Origin of the sequence: Micromonospora yangpuensis (assembly GCF_900091615.1) — a bacterium.
In the GTDB taxonomy this organism is placed as follows: domain Bacteria; phylum Actinomycetota; class Actinomycetes; order Mycobacteriales; family Micromonosporaceae; genus Micromonospora; species Micromonospora yangpuensis.
In genome coordinates, this window is sequence record NZ_FMIA01000002.1 from 784044 (window position 1) to 807150 (window position 23107).

20 protein-coding genes and 1 pseudogene are annotated in these 23107 nt (G+C 72.5%); 13 read left to right on the top strand and 8 right to left on the bottom strand.

The annotated features are described in order from the left end of the window. Positions 1-23: 23 nt before the first annotated feature. The 4 genes from GA0070617_RS03750 to GA0070617_RS03765 all read right to left on the bottom strand — a co-directional run bounded on the left by GA0070617_RS03750 (position 24) and on the right by GA0070617_RS03765 (position 6042). Positions 24-3032: a 3-keto-alpha-glucoside-1,2-lyase-like domain-containing protein gene (locus GA0070617_RS03750; RefSeq protein WP_229688398.1), complete on the bottom strand. Its 3009-nt coding sequence runs from the start codon at positions 3030-3032 to the stop codon at positions 24-26. Between the two features lie 99 nt (positions 3033-3131). Further along, entirely contained in the window at positions 3132-3926 is a 795-nt protein-coding gene (locus GA0070617_RS03755) for an ABC transporter ATP-binding protein (RefSeq protein WP_217628764.1), read from the bottom strand. Next, positions 3923-4990: a FecCD family ABC transporter permease gene (locus GA0070617_RS03760; RefSeq protein WP_091433950.1), complete on the bottom strand. Its 1068-nt coding sequence runs from the start codon at positions 4988-4990 to the stop codon at positions 3923-3925. Before GA0070617_RS03760 ends, GA0070617_RS03755 begins: the two co-directional genes overlap by 4 nt. Then, a complete protein-coding gene (locus tag GA0070617_RS03765; RefSeq protein ID WP_139135566.1) occupies positions 4987-6042 on the bottom strand; it encodes an ABC transporter substrate-binding protein in 1056 nt (351 codons plus the stop codon). Before GA0070617_RS03765 ends, GA0070617_RS03760 begins: the two co-directional genes overlap by 4 nt. A 350-nt stretch (positions 6043-6392) precedes the next feature. On the opposite strand from GA0070617_RS03765, the gene GA0070617_RS03770 reads away from it, so the two are divergent. Then, complete coding sequence (locus tag GA0070617_RS03770) at positions 6393-8120, top strand: cellulose binding domain-containing protein (protein ID WP_091433954.1); 1728 nt, start codon at positions 6393-6395, stop codon at positions 8118-8120. 63 nt (positions 8121-8183) lie between these two features. On the opposite strand, the gene GA0070617_RS03775 is transcribed toward GA0070617_RS03770, so the two are convergent. The 3 genes from GA0070617_RS03775 to bla form a co-directional block, all read right to left on the bottom strand. Next, positions 8184-9224, bottom strand: coding sequence for a polyprenyl synthetase family protein (locus GA0070617_RS03775; protein WP_091433956.1), 1041 nt, complete (start codon positions 9222-9224; stop codon positions 8184-8186). A 7-nt stretch (positions 9225-9231) separates the two neighbouring features. Next, positions 9232-9648 (bottom strand): hypothetical protein, encoded by a 417-nt coding sequence (locus GA0070617_RS03780; RefSeq protein ID WP_091433957.1) that lies wholly within the window; start codon positions 9646-9648, stop codon positions 9232-9234. A 142-nt stretch (positions 9649-9790) separates the two neighbouring features. Further along, positions 9791-10717: a class A beta-lactamase gene (gene bla, locus GA0070617_RS03785; RefSeq protein WP_091433960.1), complete on the bottom strand. Its 927-nt coding sequence runs from the start codon at positions 10715-10717 to the stop codon at positions 9791-9793. Positions 10718-10799: 82 nt separating this feature from the next. On the opposite strand from bla, the pseudogene GA0070617_RS32300 reads away from it, so the two are divergent. The 4 genes and pseudogenes from GA0070617_RS32300 to GA0070617_RS03800 form a co-directional block, all read left to right on the top strand. Next, a pseudogene (locus GA0070617_RS32300) lies at positions 10800-10976 on the top strand (helix-turn-helix domain-containing protein); the annotation flags it as partial. Positions 10977-11395: 419 nt separating this feature from the next. Beyond that, positions 11396-11677, top strand: coding sequence for a hypothetical protein (locus GA0070617_RS31255; protein ID WP_229688397.1), 282 nt, complete (start codon positions 11396-11398; stop codon positions 11675-11677). After that, a complete protein-coding gene (locus GA0070617_RS03795) occupies positions 11674-12579 on the top strand; it encodes a serine hydrolase (protein WP_091433962.1) in 906 nt (301 codons plus the stop codon). The genes GA0070617_RS31255 and GA0070617_RS03795 overlap by 4 nt, the downstream gene beginning before the upstream one ends. 81 nt (positions 12580-12660) lie before the next feature. Then, entirely contained in the window at positions 12661-13107 is a 447-nt protein-coding gene (locus GA0070617_RS03800) for a hypothetical protein (RefSeq protein ID WP_091433964.1), read from the top strand. A 228-nt stretch (positions 13108-13335) separates the two neighbouring features. Here GA0070617_RS03800 and GA0070617_RS03805 read toward each other — a convergent pair whose 3' ends face one another. Then, positions 13336-13554: a helix-turn-helix transcriptional regulator gene (locus GA0070617_RS03805; RefSeq protein WP_217628766.1), complete on the bottom strand. Its 219-nt coding sequence runs from the start codon at positions 13552-13554 to the stop codon at positions 13336-13338. Positions 13555-13926: 372 nt separating this feature from the next. On the opposite strand from GA0070617_RS03805, the gene GA0070617_RS03810 reads away from it, so the two are divergent. The 8 genes from GA0070617_RS03810 (at position 13927) to GA0070617_RS03845 (ending at position 23090) form a co-directional block, all read left to right on the top strand. Then, positions 13927-14232, top strand: a complete 306-nt coding sequence (locus GA0070617_RS03810; RefSeq protein WP_175440425.1) for a hypothetical protein — start codon at positions 13927-13929, stop codon at positions 14230-14232. A 30-nt stretch (positions 14233-14262) separates the two neighbouring features. Further along, positions 14263-15138: an alpha/beta fold hydrolase gene (locus GA0070617_RS03815; protein ID WP_091433968.1), complete on the top strand. Its 876-nt coding sequence runs from the start codon at positions 14263-14265 to the stop codon at positions 15136-15138. Positions 15139-15265: 127 nt separating this feature from the next. After that, on the top strand, positions 15266-15574 hold the full coding sequence (locus GA0070617_RS03820) for a hypothetical protein (protein ID WP_217628767.1): 309 nt from the start codon (positions 15266-15268) through the stop codon (positions 15572-15574). Further along, positions 15571-16899 carry a type VII secretion integral membrane protein EccD gene (eccD, locus tag GA0070617_RS03825; RefSeq protein ID WP_091433970.1) on the top strand — a complete coding sequence of 443 codons (1329 nt, stop codon included), beginning with the start codon at positions 15571-15573 and terminating at the stop codon, positions 16897-16899. The genes GA0070617_RS03820 and eccD overlap by 4 nt, the downstream gene beginning before the upstream one ends. 13 nt (positions 16900-16912) lie before the next feature. Next, on the top strand, positions 16913-17821 hold the full coding sequence (locus tag GA0070617_RS03830) for a nucleotide-binding protein (protein ID WP_217628768.1): 909 nt from the start codon (positions 16913-16915) through the stop codon (positions 17819-17821). Positions 17822-17836: 15 nt separating this feature from the next. Beyond that, positions 17837-21781 (top strand): type VII secretion protein EccCa, encoded by a 3945-nt coding sequence (gene eccCa, locus GA0070617_RS03835; protein ID WP_091433972.1) that lies wholly within the window; start codon positions 17837-17839, stop codon positions 21779-21781. Then, complete coding sequence (locus GA0070617_RS03840) at positions 21781-22140, top strand: hypothetical protein (RefSeq protein ID WP_091433973.1); 360 nt, start codon at positions 21781-21783, stop codon at positions 22138-22140. Before eccCa ends, GA0070617_RS03840 begins: the two co-directional genes overlap by 1 nt. Then, positions 22125-23090 carry a DUF6177 family protein gene (locus GA0070617_RS03845; RefSeq protein ID WP_091433976.1) on the top strand — a complete coding sequence of 322 codons (966 nt, stop codon included), beginning with the start codon at positions 22125-22127 and terminating at the stop codon, positions 23088-23090. The genes GA0070617_RS03840 and GA0070617_RS03845 overlap by 16 nt, the downstream gene beginning before the upstream one ends. Positions 23091-23107: the final 17 nt, after the last annotated feature.

The following is a 23107-nucleotide window of genomic DNA, read 5'->3' on the forward strand; positions in this document are numbered from 1 at the left end:
TCCGGCCGCCCCGGTGCGTGCGGTCAGTTGTCGAGCGGTTTGATCCAGATGTTGCGGTACTGGACCGGGTCGCCGTGGTCCTGGAGCCGGATCGCACCCGTGGCGGGGCCCTCGGGCCGGCTGCCACCGGTCGGGCCGAGGATCTCCACGTCGTCGTGGACCAGCACGCCGTTCCAGGTCACCGTGACCCGGGGGTTGGCGACCTTGGCGCCGGTCGCGTCGTAGCGGGCCTGCCGGTACTCGATGACGTACGTCTGCCAGGTCTCCGGCGGCCGGGCCGCGTTCACGTCCGGCGCCTTCTGGGTGTAGATGGCGGCGGCGTCGTTGGTCTTCGGCACGGCGATGCCGAACGAGTCGAGCACCTGGATCTCGTACCGGTCCTGCAGGTACACCCCGCTGTTGGCGCGGGCCTGGCCGGTCACCTCCGGTGGGTAGAGCGGCAGCTTGAACTCCACGTGCAGGCGGAAGTCGCCGAAGGCCTGCACCGTCCGCAGGTCACCGTTGCGGACCGTCATGGCGTTACCGGCGACCGTCCACTCCGGTTCGCGTCCGTCGGTGTGCTGCCACTCGGTGAGGTCACCGCCGTCGAAGAGGGTGATCCGCTCACCGCGTGGCCGGACGGCGAGCACGTCGAGGTTGACGTGCCCGGAGTCGGCGGCCTCCTTGCGGTACTCCACCACGTTGTGTCCCCGCCTGAGCCGGGCCTTGGTGGTGACGGTGCCCCACTCCTGCCAGGTCACCGTGGAGGGGAAGACGGTCTGCTCGACGCGCTTGCCGTTGACGTACAGGCTCAGCTGTTTGACGCCGGAGTAGGGGTTCGGGCCGTTGCTGTAGCGCATCGCCAGGTCGTAGTTGCCGGCCTCGGTCACGTCGACGGAGATCCGGGTGGACGAGCCGTCGTTGGCGAATCCGGCGGCGAAGCCGGCACCGGAGTAGGCCGGGTGGTCGGTGGCCATCCCGACCCCGACGGTACGGCCCTCCTCGGCCTCGAAGAAGGTCTGCGGCTGCACCACCCGGCCGGGGATCTCGTTGAGCGTGTACCAGGCCTCGGTGTTCCAGAGTTCCGCGCCGTCGGTGGCGGAGAACGGGCGCGGGGAGCGGACGTGCACCACCCGGTTCTCCTTCAGGCCGGCGATCTTCAGCCGGACGGTGCGACCGTTGGCCGCCAGCACCGCCTTGGTCACCCGCAACGTCTCCTGGTCGAGCTTGGGACCGCCGTACTGGCTGGTCGCGCCGTAGCGCCACTGCGTCACCTGGTACGCCTCGGCGAGCCGCTGCGCGGTCTCCGGACTCAGCGGCCTGGTGTACTCCAGGTCGAACCCGCCGGCCGTGGCCCGCATCTGCTTGACCTCGAAGACCGAGGTGCCGTTGGGGGTCAGCTTCTGCAGGCCGTACCGGAGTTTGCCCTCCTGCCCCCAGTTGCCGCCGGCCCCCAGGCCCCCCAGGTAGAGCGAGCCGTCAGGGCCGAGGGTCACCTCGTTGACGCCGGCCTCCAGGCCCTGGGTGTGCCGGAACACCGCGCCCTGGTACTGCCCCTCGACCTCGTCCAGGAAGACCCGTTGCAGACCGCCGTAGGTCACGTCGCCGACGACCAGTTGCCCCGCGTACGGGCCCTGCTCCAACAGCACCGGAGTGGAGGGCGAGTTGGCGATCTCGTTCTGCGGGAGCCACACCACGGGCCGGGTCACCGGCTTGTCGTCGAACGGGCCGGCCGGCGTGGTGTAGTGGTTGTAGAACGCCCCCTGCTGGATCTGCACCAGTTTGGACGCGGGCAGCCAGCCGCCCTGGTTGTCGGTGACGAAGACCTCGCCGCGCGGGCCCCAGCCGATCCCGTTGGGGGTACGCAGCCCGCCGGCGACGTACGAGATCTTGCCGGTCCGGGCGTTGACCTTGATCGAGGTGCCCCGGTTCGGTGCCGGCTGCGGCACCGTGGTGGCCCCACCCTGGTTGATCGCCACCGACAGGTTGAGGTGGAAGAACCCGTCCCGGTAGAGCAGGCCGAACGCGAACTCGTGGAAGTTGCCGCCCCAGGGCCAGGTGGCGACGGTACGCCGGTCGTCGGCCACCCCGTCGCCGTCGGTGTCGCGCAGGGCGGTCAGCTCGTGCTTCTGGCTGACGTAGACGGTGCCGTCGACCACCGCGACGCCCTGGGGCTCGCGCAGCCCGTCGGCGAACCGGCGGTAGGTCACCTTGCCGGGGTCGGTCTGGCCGGTGACGCCCTCGGCGACGTAGATCTCGCCGGTCGGGTTCTCGGCGCTGCCCCAGGTGGAGAGGACCAGGGCGCCGTCGGGGCGGAACGCCATCCCGGTGACCTGTGGTTCGAAGCCGTCGGGACGCAGCTCCGTCAGGGTGTAGCCGGGGTGCACCCGGTCCAGTGGCAGACCGTCGCCGGCCGAGTCGGTGGCCCCCTCGCAGTACTTCCAGCCCGGCGCGGTGACCCGGACGACGCCGGCGTCGGTGCTCAACGCGGAGGTCGGCACCAGCTCGAAGTTGGCGGCACCGGGCCGACGCCATTCCAGCCGCAGCACCTGGCCGCCGGTGTTGTCGAAGAACTCGACGCGCAGCGGGTGCAGGCCGGCGGCGAGGGTGACCGTGCCCTCCTTGGCGGTCTCGCCGTGCCGCCCGTCGTGGTCGACGACGAGCTGGTCGCCGATGGTCAGCCGGGAGCCGTCGTCGCTGGTCAGCCGGAACGTGTAGCTGCCCTCGACGGGCGTGGTGAGGTTGCCGGTGACGTGGCTGATGAACCGGTCGGTGAGCCCGAACTCGTCGGTGCTCGTCCAGTTGATCTGCGGCATGAGCTTGTCGACGTTCGGCGTCTGCGCGGGTTTGAGGGTGCAGAGTGCCGAGAGCGCGGTGCCCATGTCGTACGAGCGCAGGGTGACCCCGGGCTCCTGGGGCGGGACGTCGGCGGTGGTGGTGGGGGCGGCGGTGGCGGGTGCGGCGAGGGCGGTGGCGAGCAGGGTCGCCATCGCGGTGCCTGCGGCCACGAGCGCGGGTCGGCGCTGCCAGCGCCGCCGGCTCGGTGCGGTCATGGTTCCTCCTGTGGTGGTGGAGTCCGCGCAAGATCGATCGCTGACGCTACCAGTTTTCACTGATGCATGGAAACTTTTGCATCTCTAGGCAAAAGTTGGTCAGCGTGACCCGCCCCGAGCCGCCGGGACGATGTGCGGACGGCCGCTGTCCGGATGCGCGATGACGTGGGCGGACACCCGGAACACCCGCTTCAGCAGATCGGCCGTGATGACCTCGTCGACCGGACCGTCGGCCACCACCGTGCCCGCGTCCAGAACGACTATCTGGTCGCAGTACTCGGCGGCGAGGTTGAGGTCGTGGATGGCGACCAGTGTGGTGCCGGTGTGCGCGCGGACCAGCCCGAGCAGCTGCTCCTGGTTGGCGAGGTCCAGGTGGTTCGTCGGCTCGTCGAGGATCAGGACCGGGGCGGCCTGGGCAAGCGCCCTACCCAGGAACGCCCGCTGCCGCTCGCCACCGGACAGCGTCGCGGCGCTGCGGTGGCGCAACTGCTCCAGGTTGACCCGCCGCAGGCTCTCGGTGATCACGTCCCGGTCGCGCTTCCGGTCCATCCCGAGAGCGCCGGTGTGCGGGATGCGACCGGCGGCGACGATGTCCTCGACGGTGAGGTCGAAGACGATCGGGGTGTCCTGTGGGACGGCGGCGATCACCCGGGCCAGCTCCCGGCGAGGCAGGGTACGCAGTTCCCGGCCGTCGACCGTGACCTGTCCCTGCTGGTAGGCGGTGTGCCGGTAGAGGCAGCTGAGCAGCGTGGACTTGCCCGCGCCGTTGGGCCCGACGACGCCGACGACGCTGCCCCGCCGGACGGTGAGGTCGACCCCGGAGAGGATCCGCCGGCCGCCACGGTGGACCGTCAGGCCCCGTACGGTGAGCACGTCGTCGGGTACGGCGGTCACGGCTCTCCCAACCGGCCGCCGCGGCGCGCCATCAGCAGTAGGAACGCGGGTGCGCCGAGGACCGCGGTGACCACACCCACCGGCAGCTCCTCCGGCGACATGACCACCCGGCCGAGCAGGTCGACGGCGACCATGAAGACCGCGCCGAGAATCGCCGCGACCGGGGTCAGCCGGCGGTGGTCGCTGCCGACGAGCAGGCGGGCGGCGTGCGGCACGACCAGACCGACGAAGGCGATCACCCCGGACAGCGCGACGGAGACGCCGGTCAACGCGGCGGCGACGACGTACAGCAGCAACCGGACCCGGTGCGGGTCGATGCCCAGGGCGGCGGCCGTGGCGTCGCCGAAGAGCAGCGCGTTGAGCTGGCGGGACATCAGCAGGACCACGAGGATCCCGGTGAGCAGCACGACGGTGGGCAGCAGGAGTTGATCCCAGCGGGCTCCGGCCAGGCTGCCGAGGAGCCAGAACAGCGCCGAGTTGGTCGTACCCTGGTCCCGGGCCGTGAAGATCAGGAAGTTGGTCATCCCGGAGAAACCGGTGCCGATCACGATCCCGGCCAGGACCAGCCGGCCCGAAGAGAACGAGCCGGTGACCCGGACGAAGCCGGCCACCGTGAGCAGTGCGACGATCGCCCCGGCGAAGGCCGCCACCCCGACCGTCGCGCCGCCGAACGCCGCCGCGCCGAGCACCAGCCACGCCACCGCGCCGAACGCGGCACCCGAGGAGATGCCGAGGACGTACGGGTCGGCCAGCGGGTTGCGCATCACCCCCTGGGACACCACGCCGACCACCGAGAGCGCCGCGCCGACCAGGATCGCGAGGGCGACCCGGGGCAGCCGCAGGTTCCAGACGATGTCGTCCTGGATCAGCGTCCAACGGCTGGGGTCACCCAGGCCGGTGAGCCGGTACCCGACGATCTCCACGACCGTCGTCGACGGGATGGTGGCGCTGCCGATGCCGACCGCGACGACGCAGAACGCGACCCCCGTGAGGGCCAGTGCACCGAGCACGAGCCCGGACCGGTGCGACCGGGTGCGACCGGCCCGGGCTGCCGTGCCGGTCACTGCGGGAAGGCTGCCGGATGCAGAACCGTGGCGAGCTTCTCGACCGCCTCGGCGTTGCGTACACCGCCGAGGTAGTACGTCTCGGCGAGCACCGGTACGAACGCCTGGTTCTTCACCGCGGTCACGTTCTTCAGCGCCGGGTCGGTGGTGAAGAAGGTCTTGGCCTTGGCGACCACCGCGTCGAACTCCGCCTGGGTGGCCTTGCCGAACACCTCGATGACGATCACATCGGGATTGCGCGCGGCGACCTGCTCCCAGCTGACCTCGCCGTAGACGGCGGCGACGTCGTCGAAGACGTTCTTCCCGCCGGCCTGGCCGATGATGGCGTTGGAGAGGTTCTGGTTCCCGACGGCGTAGGCCTTCCCGCCGCCGTCCTCCCAGCTGTACGAGAACACCTTGGGTCGGGGCGCGTCCTTCGTCCGCTCCCGCACCCGCGCCACGGTGTCCTTCATCCGGGTCACCAGCGCGGCGGCCTCCTCCTCGACGTCGAAGATCGTGCCGTAGTTCTCGATGTCCTGGTAGACAACGGACAGGTCGGTCACCGGTGCGGTCCGAGCGCAGCTCGCAGCGAAGGCGAAGTAGGAGTTCAGCCCCCGCTCGGTCAGCTCTGCCTGGGACAGGGCGCCCTTGGTGGAGTCGAAGTTCGACGGCCAGCCCCCGACCACGAAATCGGGGTTCGCCGAGAGCAGCTGCTCCCGCTGTACCGGGACGAAGTTGCCCGGTACGTACGTGCCGCCGAGGCGCGGGATCGACTCCGCCATCGTGGCCAGGTCGGCGGGGAACGCCCCGGGTGCCTGAGCCTGCATGCCGACGATCCGGTCCTTGAGGCCGAGCGTCAGGAGGAACTCCACCACACTCGTGGTCACCGCGGCGGCCCGGGTGGGCGCGGCGGTGAAGGTGGCGGTGGTGCCGGTGCAGTCGGTCACCGTACGGGTGCCGTAGCCCGCGTCCGACGACGCGACCGGTTCGGCCGTACCGCTCGGGCCGCCACAGCCGGCCAGCACGACCGACACACCCATCGCTGCGGCGGCAGCCGCGACGCGCTTTCTCACCCGAGAACTCCTCCGCGTTGGCTGCCGACCCCGAGGCTTCCGGCAGCATCATCCGTACCCGTGCCGGTCCCGCAGGATCGCGGTGCCGTGCCGGTAGCGGATTGGTCGGCCAGCGCCCGGCCCGGGTTCCCGGCACCTTCGGTGGTGGCCGAAACCACGCCGGGAGACGGGCCTCGAATTAATTGACAAGTATCGAGCTAAGGAATACATTCGCGTCGATCAGGAAGCTTCTGCACCTCGCCGCACTCGCGAATGGTCCGCCTTCGTCGTGCCGTGGGAGCGCTCCCGGTTACCGTCGTCGCGCCTGGCGACAGGCGTGCCACCACCATTTCCGGAGGGCCACAGCAGCGATGAGAAGCGTCAAGAGAAGACTCAAGGTCAGGACCGCCGGGGTGGCGGTCGGTGCCACGCTCCTGGCCTCGGCCGGGGTCGCGGTGGCCCTGCCGGCCGGTGCGGCCGCCGCCGGCTGCTCGGTACGGTACGCCGTGTCGTCGCAGTGGCAGGGCGGCTTCGGTGCCGACGTCACCATCACCAACCTCGGTGACCCGGTCAGCGGCTGGACGCTCACCTGGGACTACAGCGCCGGCCAGCGGGTCGCCGAGGCGTGGAACACCACCCTGAGCCAGAGCGGTGCCACGGTCACCGCCCGCAACGTCAGCTACAACGGTGCGATCGCCACCAACGGCACCGCCTCGTTCGGCTTCAACGGCTCGTGGTCGGGCAGCAACCCGGCCCCGACCAGCTTCGCCCTCAACGGGGTCACCTGCACCGGCGGCACCGCACCCACCACGCCACCCACGACGCCCCCCACCACCCCACCGACCACGCCGCCCACCAACCCGCCGACCGGGCCGGCGGACATCACGGTCAACACCGGCACCCGGTACCAGACGGTCGACGGGTTCGGGGCCGCGCATTCGATCTGGGGCAGCGCCTGGTCCACGGCGGAGACCCAGACCCTGGTCGGGCTCGGTGCCAACCAGCTCGGGCTCTCCATCGTGCGGACCGGCATCTCACCGGTCTCCGGTGAGTGGGCGACCCACGTCAACTCGCTGAAGACGGCGAAGTCGGCCGGGTCGGGGGTGAAGATCCTCGCCTCGCCGTGGACGGCGCCGGCGTCGTTCAAGACCAACAACAGTCGGGTCAACGGCGGCAAGCTCAAGACCGACTACTACGACGACTACGCCAACCACCTGAACAGCTACGTCCAGTACATGCGCAACCAGGGCGTGCCGATCGACGTCACCTCGGTGCAGAACGAGCCGGACTGGCACCCGGACTACGACTCGATGGACTGGAGCGGCACCGAGCTGCGCAACTGGGTACGCGACCAGGGCGCGAAGGTGCAGAACACCAAACTGATGGTCGCCGAGGCGGTGAACCTGAACTACGGCTACACCGACCCGACCCTCAACGACACCACCGCGCGCAACAACATCGGCTACATCGGTGGCCACCTGTACGGCACCGAGGGGGCCGGCCGGCTGCGCTCGTACCCGCTGGCCGACCAGCACAACAAGCCGGTCTGGATGACCGAGTGGAACCTGCACGCCGCCGACGGCAACGGCTCCAACATCTGGGGCAACCCGGCCAACCAGACGGTCTGGAACGAGACGCTCGACGACATCATGCGTACCGTGCACCGGTCGATGGAGGCCAACTGGACCGCCTACATCTGGTGGTACGGCAAGCGCTACTACTCCTTCATCGGCGACGGTGAGGCGGCCTTCGGCACCACCGCCGGCGCACCGCTCAAGCGCGGGTACGCGTTCTCGCAGTACAGCAAGTACGTCCGCCCCGGCTACCAGCGGGTCGCCCTGTCGAAGAGCTCCAAGGCCTCGCCGCTGGAGGTGACCGCCTACACCGGCGGCGGGAAGACCACCCTGGTGATCCTCAACCGGTCGACAAGCGCGGTCAACAACGCGGTCATCCAGGTCCCGCAGAACATCAGCCGGGCCGAGCACTACCTGACCTCGGTGAACGCCAATGCGGCCAGCCAACCGGTGAGCGTCAACGGCGGCCAGGTGAGCGTCAACGTGGGCGCCCGCAGCATCTCCACGGTCGTGCTCACCCCCTGAGCCGGGTCCACGCCGACCGCGGACGGGTACGACCGGTAGGTCCGTACCCGTCCGCCGGTCCGGTCAGCGACTGCGCTCGACGACGTAGTCGGTCAGGTCGAGCAGGAACCGGCCGTCCTCGGTGTCGGCGGCCGGGCCGAGGGCCCGCTCTCCCTCGGCCCGGGCGGCGGCGGCCAATTCGCGGGCGCTGCACCGGGCGGACTCCACACAGTCGTAGGCGAGCAGTCTCCGGTGCAACCAGCGCACCTCCGACGCCGTCCGCTCGGCCCGGGTCCGGCCCAGGAAGCTGACCAGCCGTTCGCGCTCCTGGCCGGTACAGCGCCGCAGGAAGTCGATCAGAATCAACGTGCGCTTGCCCTCCCACAGATCACCCGCGATCTCCTTGCCGTACCGGGCGTAGTCCCCGACGAGGTTGAGCGCGTCGTCCTGGATCTGGAACGCGGCACCGAGATACCAGCCGTACCGGTCGAGCACGTCGACCGCGTCGGGCCGCCCGGTGGCGACGAGGATCCCGGTACGACACGGGTAGATGCAGGTGTACCAGGAGGTCTTCTTCAGGCACATCCGGTAGTAGTCGTCCGCGTCGAGGTCACACACGTTGTCCCGGATCCAGCCGACCTCGATCGCCTGCCCCTCCACCGAGTGCCGCAGCATGAGCTGGGTCTCCTCGAACAGCCGCCAGGAGACCTGCGAGCCCAGGGCCTGCCGGTTGGCGGCCAGCCGTTGCAGCGCGAGCAGATTCGTCATGTTGCCGACGTTGAGGGCGACGCCGACGCCGTACTCGCCGTGCAGGGTCCGTGCCCCGCGCCGCTGCTCACTCTGGTCCTGGATGTCGTCGTGGATGAGGAACGCGTTGTGGAACAGTTCCACGGTCACCGCGGCGTTGAGCCCCACCGCCGGCGTACCGCCGAAGGCCCGGCAGGCCGCCAGGCAGAGCGCGGCGCGCAGCCCCTTGCCCCACCGGCGCGGGTACTCGGCCACCAGGTCGTAGAGGTAGCGGGGGCCGCCCGTGGGCACGTCGGCCAGGAGCGTGTCGATCGTCAGGGTGCGGTAGTGCGCCAGCGTCCGGGTGACGTGGTCCTGGCCCGCACCGGTGGGCGGCACCGCAGGCCTACGTGTCCGACGGCGCGGACCGCTGCGGACCCGGCGGCGGGACCCGGTCGACCAGCCCGTTGGCCAGGTCGGGGACCAGCCGCGCGAGGTTGAGTACACCGTCGAGCACCTCGTGCGCGTCCGAGGTGTACCGGCGGACGACCTCACCGCGCCGGTCGTCGGCCATCTTCAGTTGCCCGACGACGGTGTCGATCAGCGCGTGCCCGTCGGCCCGTACCCGGGTGACCAGCTCGTCGAACGCCTCGGGGTCCACCCTGCGGTCGGCGCTCAGTTTCTCCTCCAGGCGGCGCGCGCTGGCGATGCCCGCCGCGAGCTCCTCCTCCAGCACGGATGCCGCGTGGGTCACGGTCTCGGAAGCCTCCTCGGCTACCTTCTCGAAACGCTCGTTGCCCTGCTCAGGTCGGTTCTTCTCCATGGCTGAAGTGTTGGTGGGGCGACACACCCCGGGTAGGGATGTGTCGCCATGGTGACTCGGAGTGGTCGGTCGCCTTGGCGCAGCATGGCGACGGTCGCCTTGGTCGGCTCAGCGCAGCGTGGCGACGACCGCCTCGGTCGGCTCAGCGCAGGGTGGCGACGACCGCCTCGGTCGCCTCGGCGATCAGCGTGTCCGCCGAGGGCGCGTCCGGCACTCCCCGGTCGGAGAGGACGGCGATGATCAGCGGCGCGCCGGTGGGGGGCCAGACCACCGCGATGTCGTTGCGGGTGCCGTACCCGCCGCTGCCGGTCTTGTCGCCGACCTGCCACCCGGCGGGGATCCCGGCCCGGATGTACGGGTCGCCCGTGGTGTTGCCGATCAGCAGGTCGATCAGCTTCTGTCGCCTCGGCGCGGGCAGCACGTCGCCGAGAGCGAACGCGCGCAGGTCGGTGGCGAGGGCGCGGGGCGTGCTGGTGTCCCGGGGGTCGCCCGGCGTGGCTTCGTTCAGCGTCGGTTCGTTCCGGTTGGTGTTCGTGGTCCGGTCGCCGATCTTCCGCAGCTCCCGTTGCAGGCCCTTCGGACCGCCGATCTCTTCGAGCAGCAGGTTGGCCGCGGTGTTGTCGCTGTACTGCACGTTGGCGGCGATGAGATCCTCGATCGACATGCCGGTGGCCACGTGCTTCGAGGTGATCGGCGCCCATTCCAGCAGGTCGGCCTCGGTGTACCGGATGACGCGACGCAGGTCGGCGTCGGAGAGGCGGCGCAGCAGCACCCCGGCCAGCAGGGCCTTGAACGTCGAGGCGTGCGCGAACCGCTCGTCGGCGCGGTGGGTGACGGTCCGGCCGGTTCCGGTGTCGATCGCGTAGACGCCCAGTCGGGCGCCGAACTGTCGCTCGAGCTCACTGAAGTGCCGGTTCTCGGAGGTTGACACCTCGACCGTCGACCCGGAGATCGCATTCGTCGGGACCGGCGAGGAGGCGACGGGGCCCGTGCCGCAACCGCTCAACAGAACGGCGACGAGGACCGACGACAACGCCGACACCCTGGTACGTCGGAAAGCAGTAGTCATGCGTTCGAGCTTGCTGCTCCGGACACATGCCGTCAAAGACGCCAATGACGTTTTCCATGCTGTTCTGGCATAGTTGCAGGTCATGGACCTGATCGGAGCCTGTCGGGTGTTCGTACACGTCGGTGAACGAGGCAGCTTCACCCTCGGTGCCGCAGCCGCCCGGGTGCCGCAGCCGGTGGCGAGCCGGCGGATCGCCGCCCTGGAGCGACGCTTCGGTGAACGGTTGTTCGACCGGGCCGCCCGGCGGGCCGTCCTGACCACGTTCGGGCGGGACCTGCTGCCACCGGCGAAACGGCTTGTCGAACTGGCCGACGCGTTGGACGACGACGTCGAGCGGGCGAAGCTGCGGCCACTGGCCGTGGCGCTGCCGGAAACCTGTCCCGTCCGGCAGTTGGCCCTGCTGGACGCGGCCGCCCGTGCTCAGGGCGCGATCCTCGACTTCCTACCGGCCGGGCCGTCGGCCCGCGCCGAGCTGCTCAGGTCCGGGCGGGCCCGGGCGGCTCTGGTCGCCGTGGTGCCGGACGAGGCGACCTGGGTGACGCCGCTCGGGGTGGCCTCGGCCCACGACGACGACCGGCGCCCGCTGCACATCGAGACGCTCAGGCCGGGCCGGGGCGGCAGTCGTCACGCCGGATCTGGATCCAACCCGAGGACGACGTCGCGCACGTCCGGGACCGGTTGGTCCAGATCGGCCATCGGGCCGCGCTCGCACCCGCCCAGATCGCGGTCGCCGCGACCCTCACCGCTGCGGTCTCCGACGTCATCCGGACGACCAACCTGCTGCTCTGCCCGGCCGCTCAGGCGGACGAGCTGGGGCTGCGCTGGCGTTCGGTGGCCGGCGACCCGGTCGCCCGTGGCTACGGGGTCGCCGCGGTGACCGAGGTCGACGCCGACCGGCTCCGGGGTGGGCTCCACGAGCAGGTGGGCCGTTGCCTGGCCGCCTCCGGGGCCGCCCGATGACCTCCGCCGACCGGTTCGTGGCGACCCTGCGCCGACAACTGGCCGACGCGGGGCTGTCCGGCTCGTTCCTGGTCCGGAACCTGGCGGACGGTGCGGAGATCGGCATCGAGGCCGACCTGGTGTACCCGGTCGCGTCCCTGGTCAAGGTGCCGCTGGCGGTGGCCGTGCTGAACCGGGTCGAGGACGGGCGTATCGACGGAGCCACGATGATCGACGTCGAACCGGGCCGGGTCGCGACGGCCGGCCCGATGGGGCTCACCAAGTTCCGGCACCCGGTGCGGATCGCCGTGGACGACCTGCTCTACCTCAGTACCGCGGTCAGTGACAACACCGCAGCCGACGCGCTCTTCGCCCTGGTTCCGCCGGCCGAGGTCAACCGGGCCCTGCGCGACGCGGGGATCGCCGGCATCGCCGTCCGGCACCTGCTGCGTGACCTCGTCGAGACGCCCACCGAACGGTTCGAACCGGCGGAGGTGCACCTCGCGCACTCGGTGGCGATCGGCGCACAGACCTCGCGGGGCGGGCACGCCGTGCCGCAGCTGGACGTGAGCCGGGCCAACACCGGCACCGCCCGCGCCTTCGTCGACCTGCTCGAAGCCCTCTGGGTCCCGTCGCGGATCGCGCCGGGCGTGGCCGCGCGTACCCGGTCGTTGATGGCTGACAACGTCGTCCGCCACCGCCTGACGCCCGACTTCGTCTCGGACGCCGCGAGGTGGTCGGCGAAGACCGGCACGCTGCTCAACCTGCGGCACGAGGTCGGCGTGGTCGAGCACGACGACGGCGGGGTGTTCGCCGTCGCCGCGTTCACCGCCTCCACCGTGCCGGCCTCGGCCCAACCGGCGGCCGAGGCGACGATGGGGCAGGTCGCCCGCGCCCTGCACGACCACCTCCGGGCCCGCTGAGGCCGGTGCCTGGAGGGCCGGACCGGCAGACGGCCGCGGTCGGCCGGGTGTCATCGGCGCGAGGACGGGTAGCCGGCGAGGGTGAGACCGACCAGCAGAGCCCTGATCGCCGGCGCGGCCGGTGCCTCCGCGTTGAACGCCGTCACCTACCTGGACATGGCGGTACGGGCCCGGCCGGCCAGCAGCGCCGCGGAGGACAGCGTCGCCCGCCTCGCCGACCTGGCCCACGTCGATCTCGGTGACCGGCAGACGGGCGGGAACCGGAGGGCCGGGCTCGGCCCGTTGCTCGGCTACGTGACCTCGGTCGCCGCCGCCGGCGGGTACGTCGCGGCCGGCGGCCGCCGGCTGCCCACCGCCGTCTCGGCGCTGGCGCTGACCGGGCTGGCCATGATCGCCTCGAACGGGCCGCTGACCGCGCTGCGGGTCACCGATCCACGCTCCTGGTCGGCGACCGACTGGGCCACCGACCTCGTGCCGCACCTGGCCTACGGCGTGGTCACCGCCGTCGCCCTGCGGGCGCTGCGCTGACTGCGGTCGCCCTGCGGGCGCTGCGCTGACTGCGGTCGCCCTGCGGGCGCTGCGCTGACCGCACGGCTGGCCTGGTCCGCGCCGGTCACCCCTCGGGCAGGTGGCGCATGGTGCGCAGCGGGGGAAGTGCTGGGCACCTAGCCTGATCGGTTTGCCGGAGGTCCCGAGTGACCCTGGGGGCGTACGTAGCTCCCGGGGCCGCTCCGTGTCGCGCTCCAGGATCCCCCGTCAGCCCTGGTCGTCCTCGTCTGCCGGCGGCCGGGGCTGGCGATGCTCGGCGATCCACGCCTCTACCTCGACGGCCAGCCAGACCTTGGTGGCTTTCAGCTCCTGGTAGGGCCTGGGGAACGAGGGGCGCAAGGCGATCTGCTGGAACCGCGAGCGGGAGACGCCGAGTCGTTGGCAGATCTCCCACGGCCCCATCAGTTCACCCGGTCCCTTGCCCATGGTCTGAACGTAAGAACAGGTTCATCTCCCCGCGTGTAGATCCTCGATCGGGGGTCCCCACATTGACAGGGGGGTAGCTGGCGGTGTGTGGTTGGTGACGCGGTACCCCCGGCCCGGTGGAGCGGGGCTCGGCGGGTCAGGGTGCCGCACAGAACCCGAGGTCAGACCCGGAAAGGTAACCCCGAATGCGGCAGACACAGCGACCGGATCCGAGGCCATGAGCTGTCGACGGCTGCCCCGGCTGATCCGCCTGGCCTGGTACGTACTCGACTACCACCGGCACCACCGGTGTCCGGCTTGCCGCCCCGACGTTCGGTGCCCGAACGTCGTGGTGGCCCGAGCCCGGATCACCGCCTGGCGTCGGTCCGGCTCGTGAAACTCGACCTCAGGGCCGGCGACATCCTGCACATCACCCGGGCCTGCAGCGTGCAGTTCGGCGTGCCGATCTTCTTCCGGCTCATCCGCGTGCTGGACCTTCAGACCTACTGCGGTTGGGTGTGGCTGGACGGTTACGAGTTGGACAGCGCGGGCGACGCCACGAGGCGGCGGGAGATATTCGTCAGGGTCGAGGGCATCCGGCGCATGGCGATGCCCGGCCGGTCCACCCCCGCCCAGCGGTCCCAGCCGATTGACCGGGAGATCACCCGCCGGGTAGGGCTGCGGGGAGTGCCCCGGTGAATGTCACAGCCTGCTCCTAGTCTCACCACCATGACGACGACGCAGACCCGTACGCTGGCCGTTCCCGGCGTCGACCTGGTCTATGACGTGCGCGGGCCGCTGCCGCCGGCGGATGGCCGGCCCGTCCTGCTGATGATCGGCCAGCCGATGACGGCGGAGGGCTTCGAGGCGCTCGCGGCCCACTTCACCGACCGCACGGTGGTCACCTACGACCCGCGCGGCCTGGGCCGCAGCATCCGCACGGACGGCCGGTCCGACCACACCCCACAGCAGCAGGCGGCCGATCTCCACCTGTTGATCGGGGCGCTCGACGCCGGTCCGGTCGACGTCTTCGCCAGCAGCGGCGGCGCGGTGACCGGGCTCGAACTGGTCGCGGCCTACCCCGGTGACGTCGGCACGCTGGTCGCGCACGAGCCGCCGATCAACGCCGTCCTCCCCGATGCCGCCGGCGCCGAACGCGCCCAGGCCGCTTGCTTCGACGCGTACCAGGCGAACGGCACCGGCGCGGGGATGGCCGCGTTCGTCGCGATGACATCCTGGCAGGGCGAGTTCACCGAGGACTACTTCGCCCAACCCACGCCCGACCCGGCGATGTTCGGGATGTCGGCCGAGGACGACGGCACCCGCGACGACCCGCTGCTGTCGAAGAGCTCGCAGGCGATCACCGACTACCACCCGGATACGGGCCGACTGACCGCGGCACCGACCCGGATCGTGGTTGCCGTCGGCGAGGAGTCGGCCGGGACGTACACCGCGCGGACGGCCGCCGGCCTCGCGGACCTACTCGGCCAGCGGGCCACGGTGTTCCCGAGCCACCATGGCGGCTTCCTCGACGGCCGGTTCGGTTACGCGGGCAAGCCCGAGGAGTTCGCCGCGAGGCTGCGCGAGGTGCTGGCCACCGACTGACCGCCGACGGCCGGCGCGGCCGTCGGCGGACCGCGGCTGGCCAGGGCGACCGGCGGGGGTGCCGACGACGGCCGTCGCCGGCGTCCGGCGGGCCGCCGGCAGTGACCGTCGTAGGTAGAATCCGATCGTGGTCCGTGAGTACGACACGCAGCTCGTCGAGTCGGTCGCGGTTCGTCGTGCGCGGATGCGGGAGCTGCTGCTCTGGGGCGGGCAACGGCGGATTCGCGCCACCGGCGACGGGCTCAGGTGGCTACGGATCGGGCTCGTGTTGGCGGCGGTCGCCTGCGCCGGTTGTGTGGGCTGGTCCTTCCTCCGCGGGGTCGTCGCCGACCAGCAGCGGGCGCGTGCCGCGGTGCCGGTCCAGCCGGCGAGTGCCGTGGTGCCGGCTAAGCCGGCGGGTGCCGTGGTGCCGGTCCAGCCGGCGGGGCCACGATGACCCGGCAGCCGGCACCGACGGCGGCCGGGCAGCTCAGCCGGGTGACCCTGGTCGGGCCGCGCCGGGGGGTCGACCTGGTCCTGCCCGCGGACGAGCCGGTCGGGCTGTTGCTGCCGGAGATCGTGCCGATGGTGGGGCACCCGGCGGCGGACGACTCGCGGGGCTACCAGATCAGCACCCTCGACGGCCGGGTGCTCGATCCGGCCGGCAGTCTGCGGGCGGCCGACGTGCTCGACGGCGCGCTGCTCCGGGTCGACCCGATCGCCGCGGCGCCGCCGGCGGCGACCGTGTACGACGTCTCCGACGAGGTCGGCGACGACCTCGCCCGCCGGGGCGGCACGTGGGACGACACCGCCCGGGCGTGGACCGCCACCCTCACCTGCCTGGTCGCCGCCACGGTGGCGGCGGTGCTCGTGGCGCCGCGACTCGGGACACCGGTGACCGGCCTGGCCGGCGGCGCGGTCGCGCTGGTCGGCCTCCTGCTCGGGCTGCGGGGCCGACGGTCCGTCGCGGTGGCGGTGCTGGTCAGCGGAGCCGCCATGGTGTTGAGCACGGTGCCGGGCTGGGCCGACGACCACACGGTCCGGTGGGCGTCCTGGGTGGCCGGCCTCGGCTGTACCGTGCTCGCCCTGGGTGCCGTGACGGGCAACCGGCGGGCCGGGGTTCTCGGTGGCGGGACCGTGCTGGTGCTGGTCACGGGCTGGAGCGTGCCGCTGCTGCTCGGCGTGCCCGCCGAACGGGTCGCCGCCGTACTGGCGGTCGGGTCCGTGGGACTGCTGGGGTTGCTGCCACGGGCCGCGATGATCACGTCGGGGCTCACCCGCCTCGACGACCAGCGCAGCAACGACGAGCCGGTGAGTCGCGTCGCGGTGCGGGCCGCGGTCGACTCGGCGCACCGGGGGCTGGCCGTCGCGGCCCTGGCGACGGCGGCGTCGGCGACGCTCGGCGGGCTCGTCCTGGCGGCGGCCGCGGGCCGGTGGACGTGGGTGCTCGCGGTTCTGGTGGCTGCCGCGCTGCTGCTGCGGATGCGGGCGTTCCCGCTGACCGTCGAGGTGGTGGCGTTGGTGGCCGGTGCGTTGGCGGTCCTGGGTGGCCTGCTGGCCCGCTGGGTGCAGGCCTCGCCCGGCACGTGGTGGGGCGCCGCGGTCGGTGCGCTGGTCGTCTGCGCGGTGGCCCTGGTGATCCTGGCCCACCGGCCGGCGCCGCACGTGCGGGCCCGGGCCCGGCAGTACGCCGACCGCGTCGAGGCGCTGACCGTGCTGGCGTTGGTGCCCGTCGCGGTAGGGGTGTTCGGGCTCTACTCGCGACTTCTCGAATCGTTCTGACGGAGGCGGTGGGATGAGCACCACGTCGGTCGCGGCCGGGCCGGACGACGTGCCGATCGCGCGGACGGTCGCCGCCGGCGACCCGTCGTTGCTGCGGGCGTGGCACACCGTCAGCCGGATGTTCGCCGGCACGCGGGCCACCCGGGAGCTGGCCGAGCTGGCCACCACCGTGCAGGCGCCGGTGCACACCGGCCGGCGGATCGCGGTGGCCTCGGTGCACGGCGGGGCGGGCAAGTCGACAGTGGCCGCGTTGCTCGCGTCGGTGTTCGCGGTGCGCCGGGCCGACGCCGTGCTCGCCGTCGACGCCGACCCGTACGAGGGCTCGCTCACCTGGCGGCTGGGTGCGCCGAGCCGACCGACGCTGGACCGGCTGGCACCGGAGCTGCTCGCGGCCCGTGGCGGTGACCTGCGGACGTTCGGGTCGCTCCTGCCGCGTACCGGAACGGGGTTGTGGTTGTTGCCCGGTGGTGCCGCCGACGCGAACCTGTGCACCGAGGTGACGCGGGCGCTGTCCCGGCTCTTCGCCATCGCGGTCACCGACTGCCGGTCGACGCTGGAGTCCCCCGGTACGGCGCCGGCCGCCGCCGACGCGCACGCGGTGGTGCTCTGTGCCGCGGCGACCCCGGACGGGGTCCGCGCCACCTACCGCACGCTGCGTCGGATCGTCGACACCGGGTACGCCTCGTGGCTGTCGCGGGTGGTGGTCGTGCTGAGCGCCGGCAGCCGCGACGGCCGCGCCGCGCTGCGCGCCGGTGCCGCCCGGGAGCTGATCGAGCAGACCGGCGTGCCCGTGGTGACGCTGCCGTACGACCGGCACCTGGCCGGTGGGGCGCTCATCACCCCGTCGCGGATCGCAGAACGCACGCTCGTCGAGGCGACCCGCGCCGCCGGGCTGGCCCTGGCCTGTGCCAAGCGGATGTGACGGGAGAGCGGTGGGATGACGACGCGCATCGTGCACCGCCCGGCCCGGGTGGTGCGCCCGGTGTCCACCCTGGAGCCGGTCCTGCTGGAACCGCCACCGCAACTGCCCGACGGCAGGTCCACCTCGGGCCTGCAATCGCTGCTGCCGATGGCCGGCGCGGGGGTGGCGATGAGCATGATGATGTTCCTGCGCGGCTCCGGCTTCGCCGCCCTGGGCGCGGTCGTGATGGTCGTCGCGCTGGCCGCCGCCGCGGCCATGTACCTCACCCAGCTCGGCCGGGCCGGTCGCCAGCGCCGGGGCAGACGCGAGCGGTACCAGGACCGGCTGGAGGAGCTGCGCGAGCGGCTGCGGGCCGACGAGCAGCGGCTGCAGGAGCAGGGAAACCTGCTCGACCCCCCGGTCATCCGGCTGCTCGACGTGATCCGCAGCCCGGCCCGGTTGTGGGAGCGCCGCCGTACCGACGTCGACTTCCTCCGGGTCCGGGTGGGCTCGGGTGCCCTGCCCGTCCGACCGGTCCGGTTGCGTGAGGAGAGCAGCTCCACCGAGCCGCCCGATCCCTTTATGCGGCAGGAGGCACAGTCGCTGATCCGCCGTTTCGAGCGGACCCCGGGCCTGCCGTTGCGGGTGGACCTGGACTGTGCCGGCGACGTCAGCGTGATCGCGCGCGACCACGACGAGGCGGTCGCCCTCGCCGGCGCGATCCTCGTGCAGGTCGCCGCGTTCCACGCCCCCGACGACGTGACGATCGCGATCGTCACCACGGCGCAGCGGGCCCCGACCTGGCGCTGGGCGCGCTGGCTGCCGCACCTGCTCGACCGCGCCTCGATCGGCCCGTCCGGCCCGACCCCGCTGCTGGTCACCAGCGTGCAGACGCTCGCCGAGCTGCTCGGCGCGGAGCTGGAGGTACGAGCCGACGCCGCGCTCAAGGCGCTGCGCCACTCCGCGGGGCGCACCGGGGCGCGGACGCGCCCCCGGCTGCTGGTCGTCGACGACGCGTACGGCGAGGTCGCCGGGGTCCTGCCGAGCCCCGATCCGCTCGTCGACCTGGGCCACCTCGGCGTCACCGTGGTGCACCTGCTCGCCGACCGGCTGCACGAACCCGGTGAGGTCACCCGACGGATCACCGTCGACGGCGGCCGGCTCACCCTGGAGGAGCGCACCGCCTCGCCGCCGGTGACCGTGCACGGCACGGTGGACGAGGTGCCGATGCCGCTGGTCGAGGGGCTGGCCCGGGCGATCGCACCGCTGCGGCTCTCCGCCGACTCCTACGACGACGGCACCGGCACCCCGCCGGCGGACTTCCCGGACCTGCTCGGCCTGACCGACCCCGCGCACCTGGACCTGGCCACGCTGTGGCGGCCGCGCAGCGAGCGCGACTTCCTGCGGGTCCCGATCGGGGTCGACACCGCGGGCCGCCCGGTGCTGCTCGACCTCAAGGAGGCCGCCCAGCTCGGCATGGGCCCGCACGGGCTGTGCGTCGGCGCGACCGGCTCCGGCAAGAGCGAGTTGCTGCGGACGCTCGTGCTGGCGCTGGCCGCGAGCCACCCGCCGGAGCAGTTGGCGATGGTGCTCGTCGACTACAAGGGCGGGGCGACCTTCGCCCCCTTCACCGAGCTGCCGCACATCTGCGGGCTGATCACCAACCTGGTCGCCGACGCGGCGCTGGTGGACCGGATGTACACCAGCCTGGACGGCGAGGTGCAGCGTCGCCAGCAGCTGCTCGCCGACGCCGGCCGGGTCACCGACATCACCGAGTACCACCTGCGCCGCACGGCGCAGGGCGAGCAGACCACCCTGCCTGCGCTACCGCACCTGCTGGTGCTCATCGACGAGTTCGGCGAGTTGCTGGCGGCCAGGTCGGACTTCATCGACCTGTTCCTGCGGATCGGCCGGATCGGCCGGTCGATCGGGGTGCACCTGCTGCTGTCGAGCCAGCGGATCGAGCAGGGCAAGATGCGCGGGCTGGAGAACTACCTGGCCTACCGTCTCGGCCTGCGCACGTTGAGCGAGATGGAGTCACGCACCGTCCTCGACACGCCCGACGCGTTCCACCTCCCGCCGTTGCCCGGTAACGGCTACCTGAAGGTCGACACGTCGATCTACCAGCGCTTCAAGGCCGCCTACGTGTCCGGCCCGCTGCGCGAGGGCACCGAGGCCGAACTCGCCCCGATCGTCGGTCCGCTGGTCAAGCCGATGCCGCTGACCGGCACCGTACCCGCCGACGCCGACACCTCCGAGGTGCCGAAACCGACCAGGCGCACCACCGGCCCGACCCTGCTCTCCACAGTGGTCGATCAGCTGGCGGCGGGCGGTCGACGGGTCCCGGCGATCTGGCTGCCGCCGCTGCCCCCCGCGCTCACCCTCGACCAGGCCGCCGGTGGGATCTCCGACAGCCCGCAGGGGCTCCGCCTGGGGGCCGCCCGCCCGGCCGGTCCCGGGCTGCCCGTACCACTGGGCCGGCAGGACGACCCGGCCCGCCAGGCCCAGGGGCCCTGGCTGGTCGACCTGGCCGGCCGGGGCGGCAACCTGCTCGTCCTCGGCGGGCCCGGCACCGGCAAGACGACGACGCTGCGCACGCTCGCCCTCGGTCTGGCCACCAGCCACCGCCCGACGGAGGTCGGCGTCTACGGCATCGACCTGCTGGGCAACGGGCTGTCGGGCCTGGCCGGGCTGCCGCACGTCGGCGGCGTCGCCAGCCGGGACGACCGGGAACGGGTCCGCCGCACCGTCGACGAGGTGCACGCGATGTTCGTCCGGCGCCAGCGCGTCTTCCGGCAGCACCAGTTCGACACGGTCGACGACCTGCGGGCCGCCGACGACCGGGTGCGGGCCGAGGTCGGCGGCGTCGACGTGGTGCTGCTGATCGACGGGTACGGCCAGCTCAACGCCGAGTTCGAGAGCCTCGAACCCGCGGTGCACGACCTGCTCGCCCGGGGTTCCCGCTACGGCGTCCACGTGGTCGCCACCGCCCGACGGTGGAACGAGGTGCGCGCCGCCCAGCAGGTCGCCTTCGCCAACCGGGTCGAGCTGCGGCTCACCGAGCCGGCCGAGTCGAGCATCGACGGCAAGCTGGCCCGGGCGATTCCGCCCGAGCCACCCGGCCGGGCCCTGACCAGCGACAAGTTGTACGCGCAGGTCGCCCTCCCGCGCCTCGACGGGCTGCCGGACCCCGGCAACGCCGGCCTGGTCGCGGCAGCCGAGCTGGTCCGGGCGTCGTGGACGGGCGCGCTGCCGCCACCGGTACGGGTGCTTCCCGCGGTGCTGCCCGTGGCCGATCTCGCCGACATCCCGGCCGGTCACGGGGTGGTGCCGTTCGGCCGGTTCGAGAGCGACTTCACGCCCGCCGTACTCGACCTCTTCGGTCGCGACCAGCACCTGCTCGTCCTCGGCGATCCCCGGACCGGCAAGACGAACCTGCTGCGGTTGGTGGCCGAGGAGCTGATGGCGCAGTACACCGAAGACGAGCTGGTGTTCGCGGTCTTCGATCCGCGCCGCGGCCTCGCCGACGTGGTGCCGGAGTCCTACCGTGGGGGATATGCCCCGAACCCGACGCTCGCCCAGCGGTTGTCCGCCGCGGTCTGTCAGGAGCTCGCCAAACGGGAGCCGTCCGAGCCGGCGCGCCCCCGCATCGTGCTGCTCGTCGACGACTACGACATCCTCGCCGCCTCCGCCACCCAGCCCCTCGGCGCGTTCGTGCCGTACGTGGCGGCCGGCCGGGACACCGGCCTGCACGTGGTAGTGGCCCGACGGGTGGCCGGCGCCTCGCGCGGCCTGTTCGAACCCTTCCCGCTCAGTGTCCGCGAGGCCGGCTGCCTGAGCCTGCTCATGTCCGGTGACCGCACCGAGGGGCAGCTGTTCGCCGGGGTACGGCCGACGGTCCTGCCGGTGGGCCGCGCGCAGCTCATCCGCCCCGGCGAAGCCCCGCGCATGGTGCAGACCGCCCACACCGGGCAGCAGTGATGACGTACGACATGGTCGCCCTCTGCCGGGCCGAGCCCGACGCGGCCGCGCTGCTGGGCGCGCTGCTCGCCGCCGGGCCCGACCTGAAGCTGGCCGCGGTCGAGGCGGCCGGGCTGGTGCAGCTCTTCGACCCCGGCGACGGGCGGCTGCTGCTGACCGTGGAGACCACCCGCCTGGTACGGGTACCGGGCGAGACCGAGCGGCTGCTCGGTGTCGCCCTCGACGACTCCTTCGACGGCCGGGTCTGGTGGGTGGAGTGCCGGGCCCCGGACGGCGACCCACGGGCCGCCGAGACGGGACGCCGGTTCACCGCGGAGCTGGTGGCGATCACGGGAGGGCTGACATGGGCGAGCCGTTGACCGGCCCGACCGACACGATCACCGACCGGGCGGTGGTGCTGCACCAGGACCGTCCGGTGGTCGGCCTCGCCCCCTGGCTCGCGGAAGCCGCGGTCGACGCGGTCCGGGACGGGCTGTTGCTCCAGGTCGTCACGCCGGCGGACGGCTTCGTCACGTATCCGCTCGAGATGATGCTGACGCAGGCCCGGGGGCAGTGGGTGGTACGCGGCGGTGACCACTACCGCGACGGGCTCACCGGCCTGCCGCTGCGGTGGGACGGCCGCCGATTCTCGCCCGCCGACGGCTCCCGGCCCACCGGCCCGCCGCCGGCCGCCGACCCGTGGACCGGCGGCCTGGAGATCCAGATCGTCACCCTGCACCCGGCCACCGAGGCACTGGAACTCGGCGCCAGCACCGAGGTCGCCGTGCGTGCCCTCACCGGCGACGCCCCGGCCGGGTGGGGCGTGGCCGAGCCGGTCAGCGAAGGGTGGTCGCGTCGCGACCTCACCTCGTTCTGCCGTACGCGCGCACCCGCGCCCACCAGCCTGACGATCGTCGGCGGGGAGCGGGGCTCGGCGGTGCTCGGGGTGCTGACGATCGAACGGGTCGACACCGGGGTCCGGGAACAGCTCCGGCTGGCCGGCCCCCCGCTGCCGGCGGTAGGTGAGGCGGCGGTGGAGGCGCTCGCCGGGACGCTGGCGGGTACCGCCCGCAGCGTCATCGTGGCCGTGCACCCGGGGCGGACGAACGGACTCCGATCGAGCCGGCCCAGCCTGCCGGCGCTGCCCTGGGGCATTCTCGTCGGCCAGCGGGGGAACGCTCCGCACTCCGTACCCGAGGTTGTCCCGGGCCGGGCCATGGGCCGGGGTGCCCGTCGTGCGTGGTGGTACCGACTGGACCGCGGCCCGGGTGCGCCGTACGAGACCCTCACCGCGGTCCTGCGCGGCTACGGCCTGGACGAACCTCGGTGATCCGGCCGCCGTCCGGC

Coding starts and splice junctions, on each gene's coding strand:
- GA0070617_RS03780 (WP_091433957.1), bottom strand. CDS start 9,648: ATGGAGAAGAACCGACCTGAGCAGGGCAACGAGCGTTTCGAGAAGGTA.
- GA0070617_RS03840 (WP_091433973.1), top strand. CDS start 21,781: ATGACGTACGACATGGTCGCCCTCTGCCGGGCCGAGCCCGACGCGGCC.
- GA0070617_RS03830 (WP_217628768.1), top strand. CDS start 16,913: ATGAGCACCACGTCGGTCGCGGCCGGGCCGGACGACGTGCCGATCGCG.
- GA0070617_RS03795 (WP_091433962.1), top strand. CDS start 11,674: ATGACCTCCGCCGACCGGTTCGTGGCGACCCTGCGCCGACAACTGGCC.
- GA0070617_RS03750 (WP_229688398.1), bottom strand. CDS start 3,032: ATGACCGCACCGAGCCGGCGGCGCTGGCAGCGCCGACCCGCGCTCGTG.
- GA0070617_RS03805 (WP_217628766.1), bottom strand. CDS start 13,554: ATGGGCAAGGGACCGGGTGAACTGATGGGGCCGTGGGAGATCTGCCAA.
- eccD (WP_091433970.1), top strand. CDS start 15,571: ATGACCCGGCAGCCGGCACCGACGGCGGCCGGGCAGCTCAGCCGGGTG.
- GA0070617_RS03770 (WP_091433954.1), top strand. CDS start 6,393: ATGAGAAGCGTCAAGAGAAGACTCAAGGTCAGGACCGCCGGGGTGGCG.
- eccCa (WP_091433972.1), top strand. CDS start 17,837: ATGACGACGCGCATCGTGCACCGCCCGGCCCGGGTGGTGCGCCCGGTG.
- GA0070617_RS03815 (WP_091433968.1), top strand. CDS start 14,263: ATGACGACGACGCAGACCCGTACGCTGGCCGTTCCCGGCGTCGACCTG.
- bla (WP_091433960.1), bottom strand. CDS start 10,717: ATGACTACTGCTTTCCGACGTACCAGGGTGTCGGCGTTGTCGTCGGTC.
- GA0070617_RS03845 (WP_091433976.1), top strand. CDS start 22,125: ATGGGCGAGCCGTTGACCGGCCCGACCGACACGATCACCGACCGGGCG.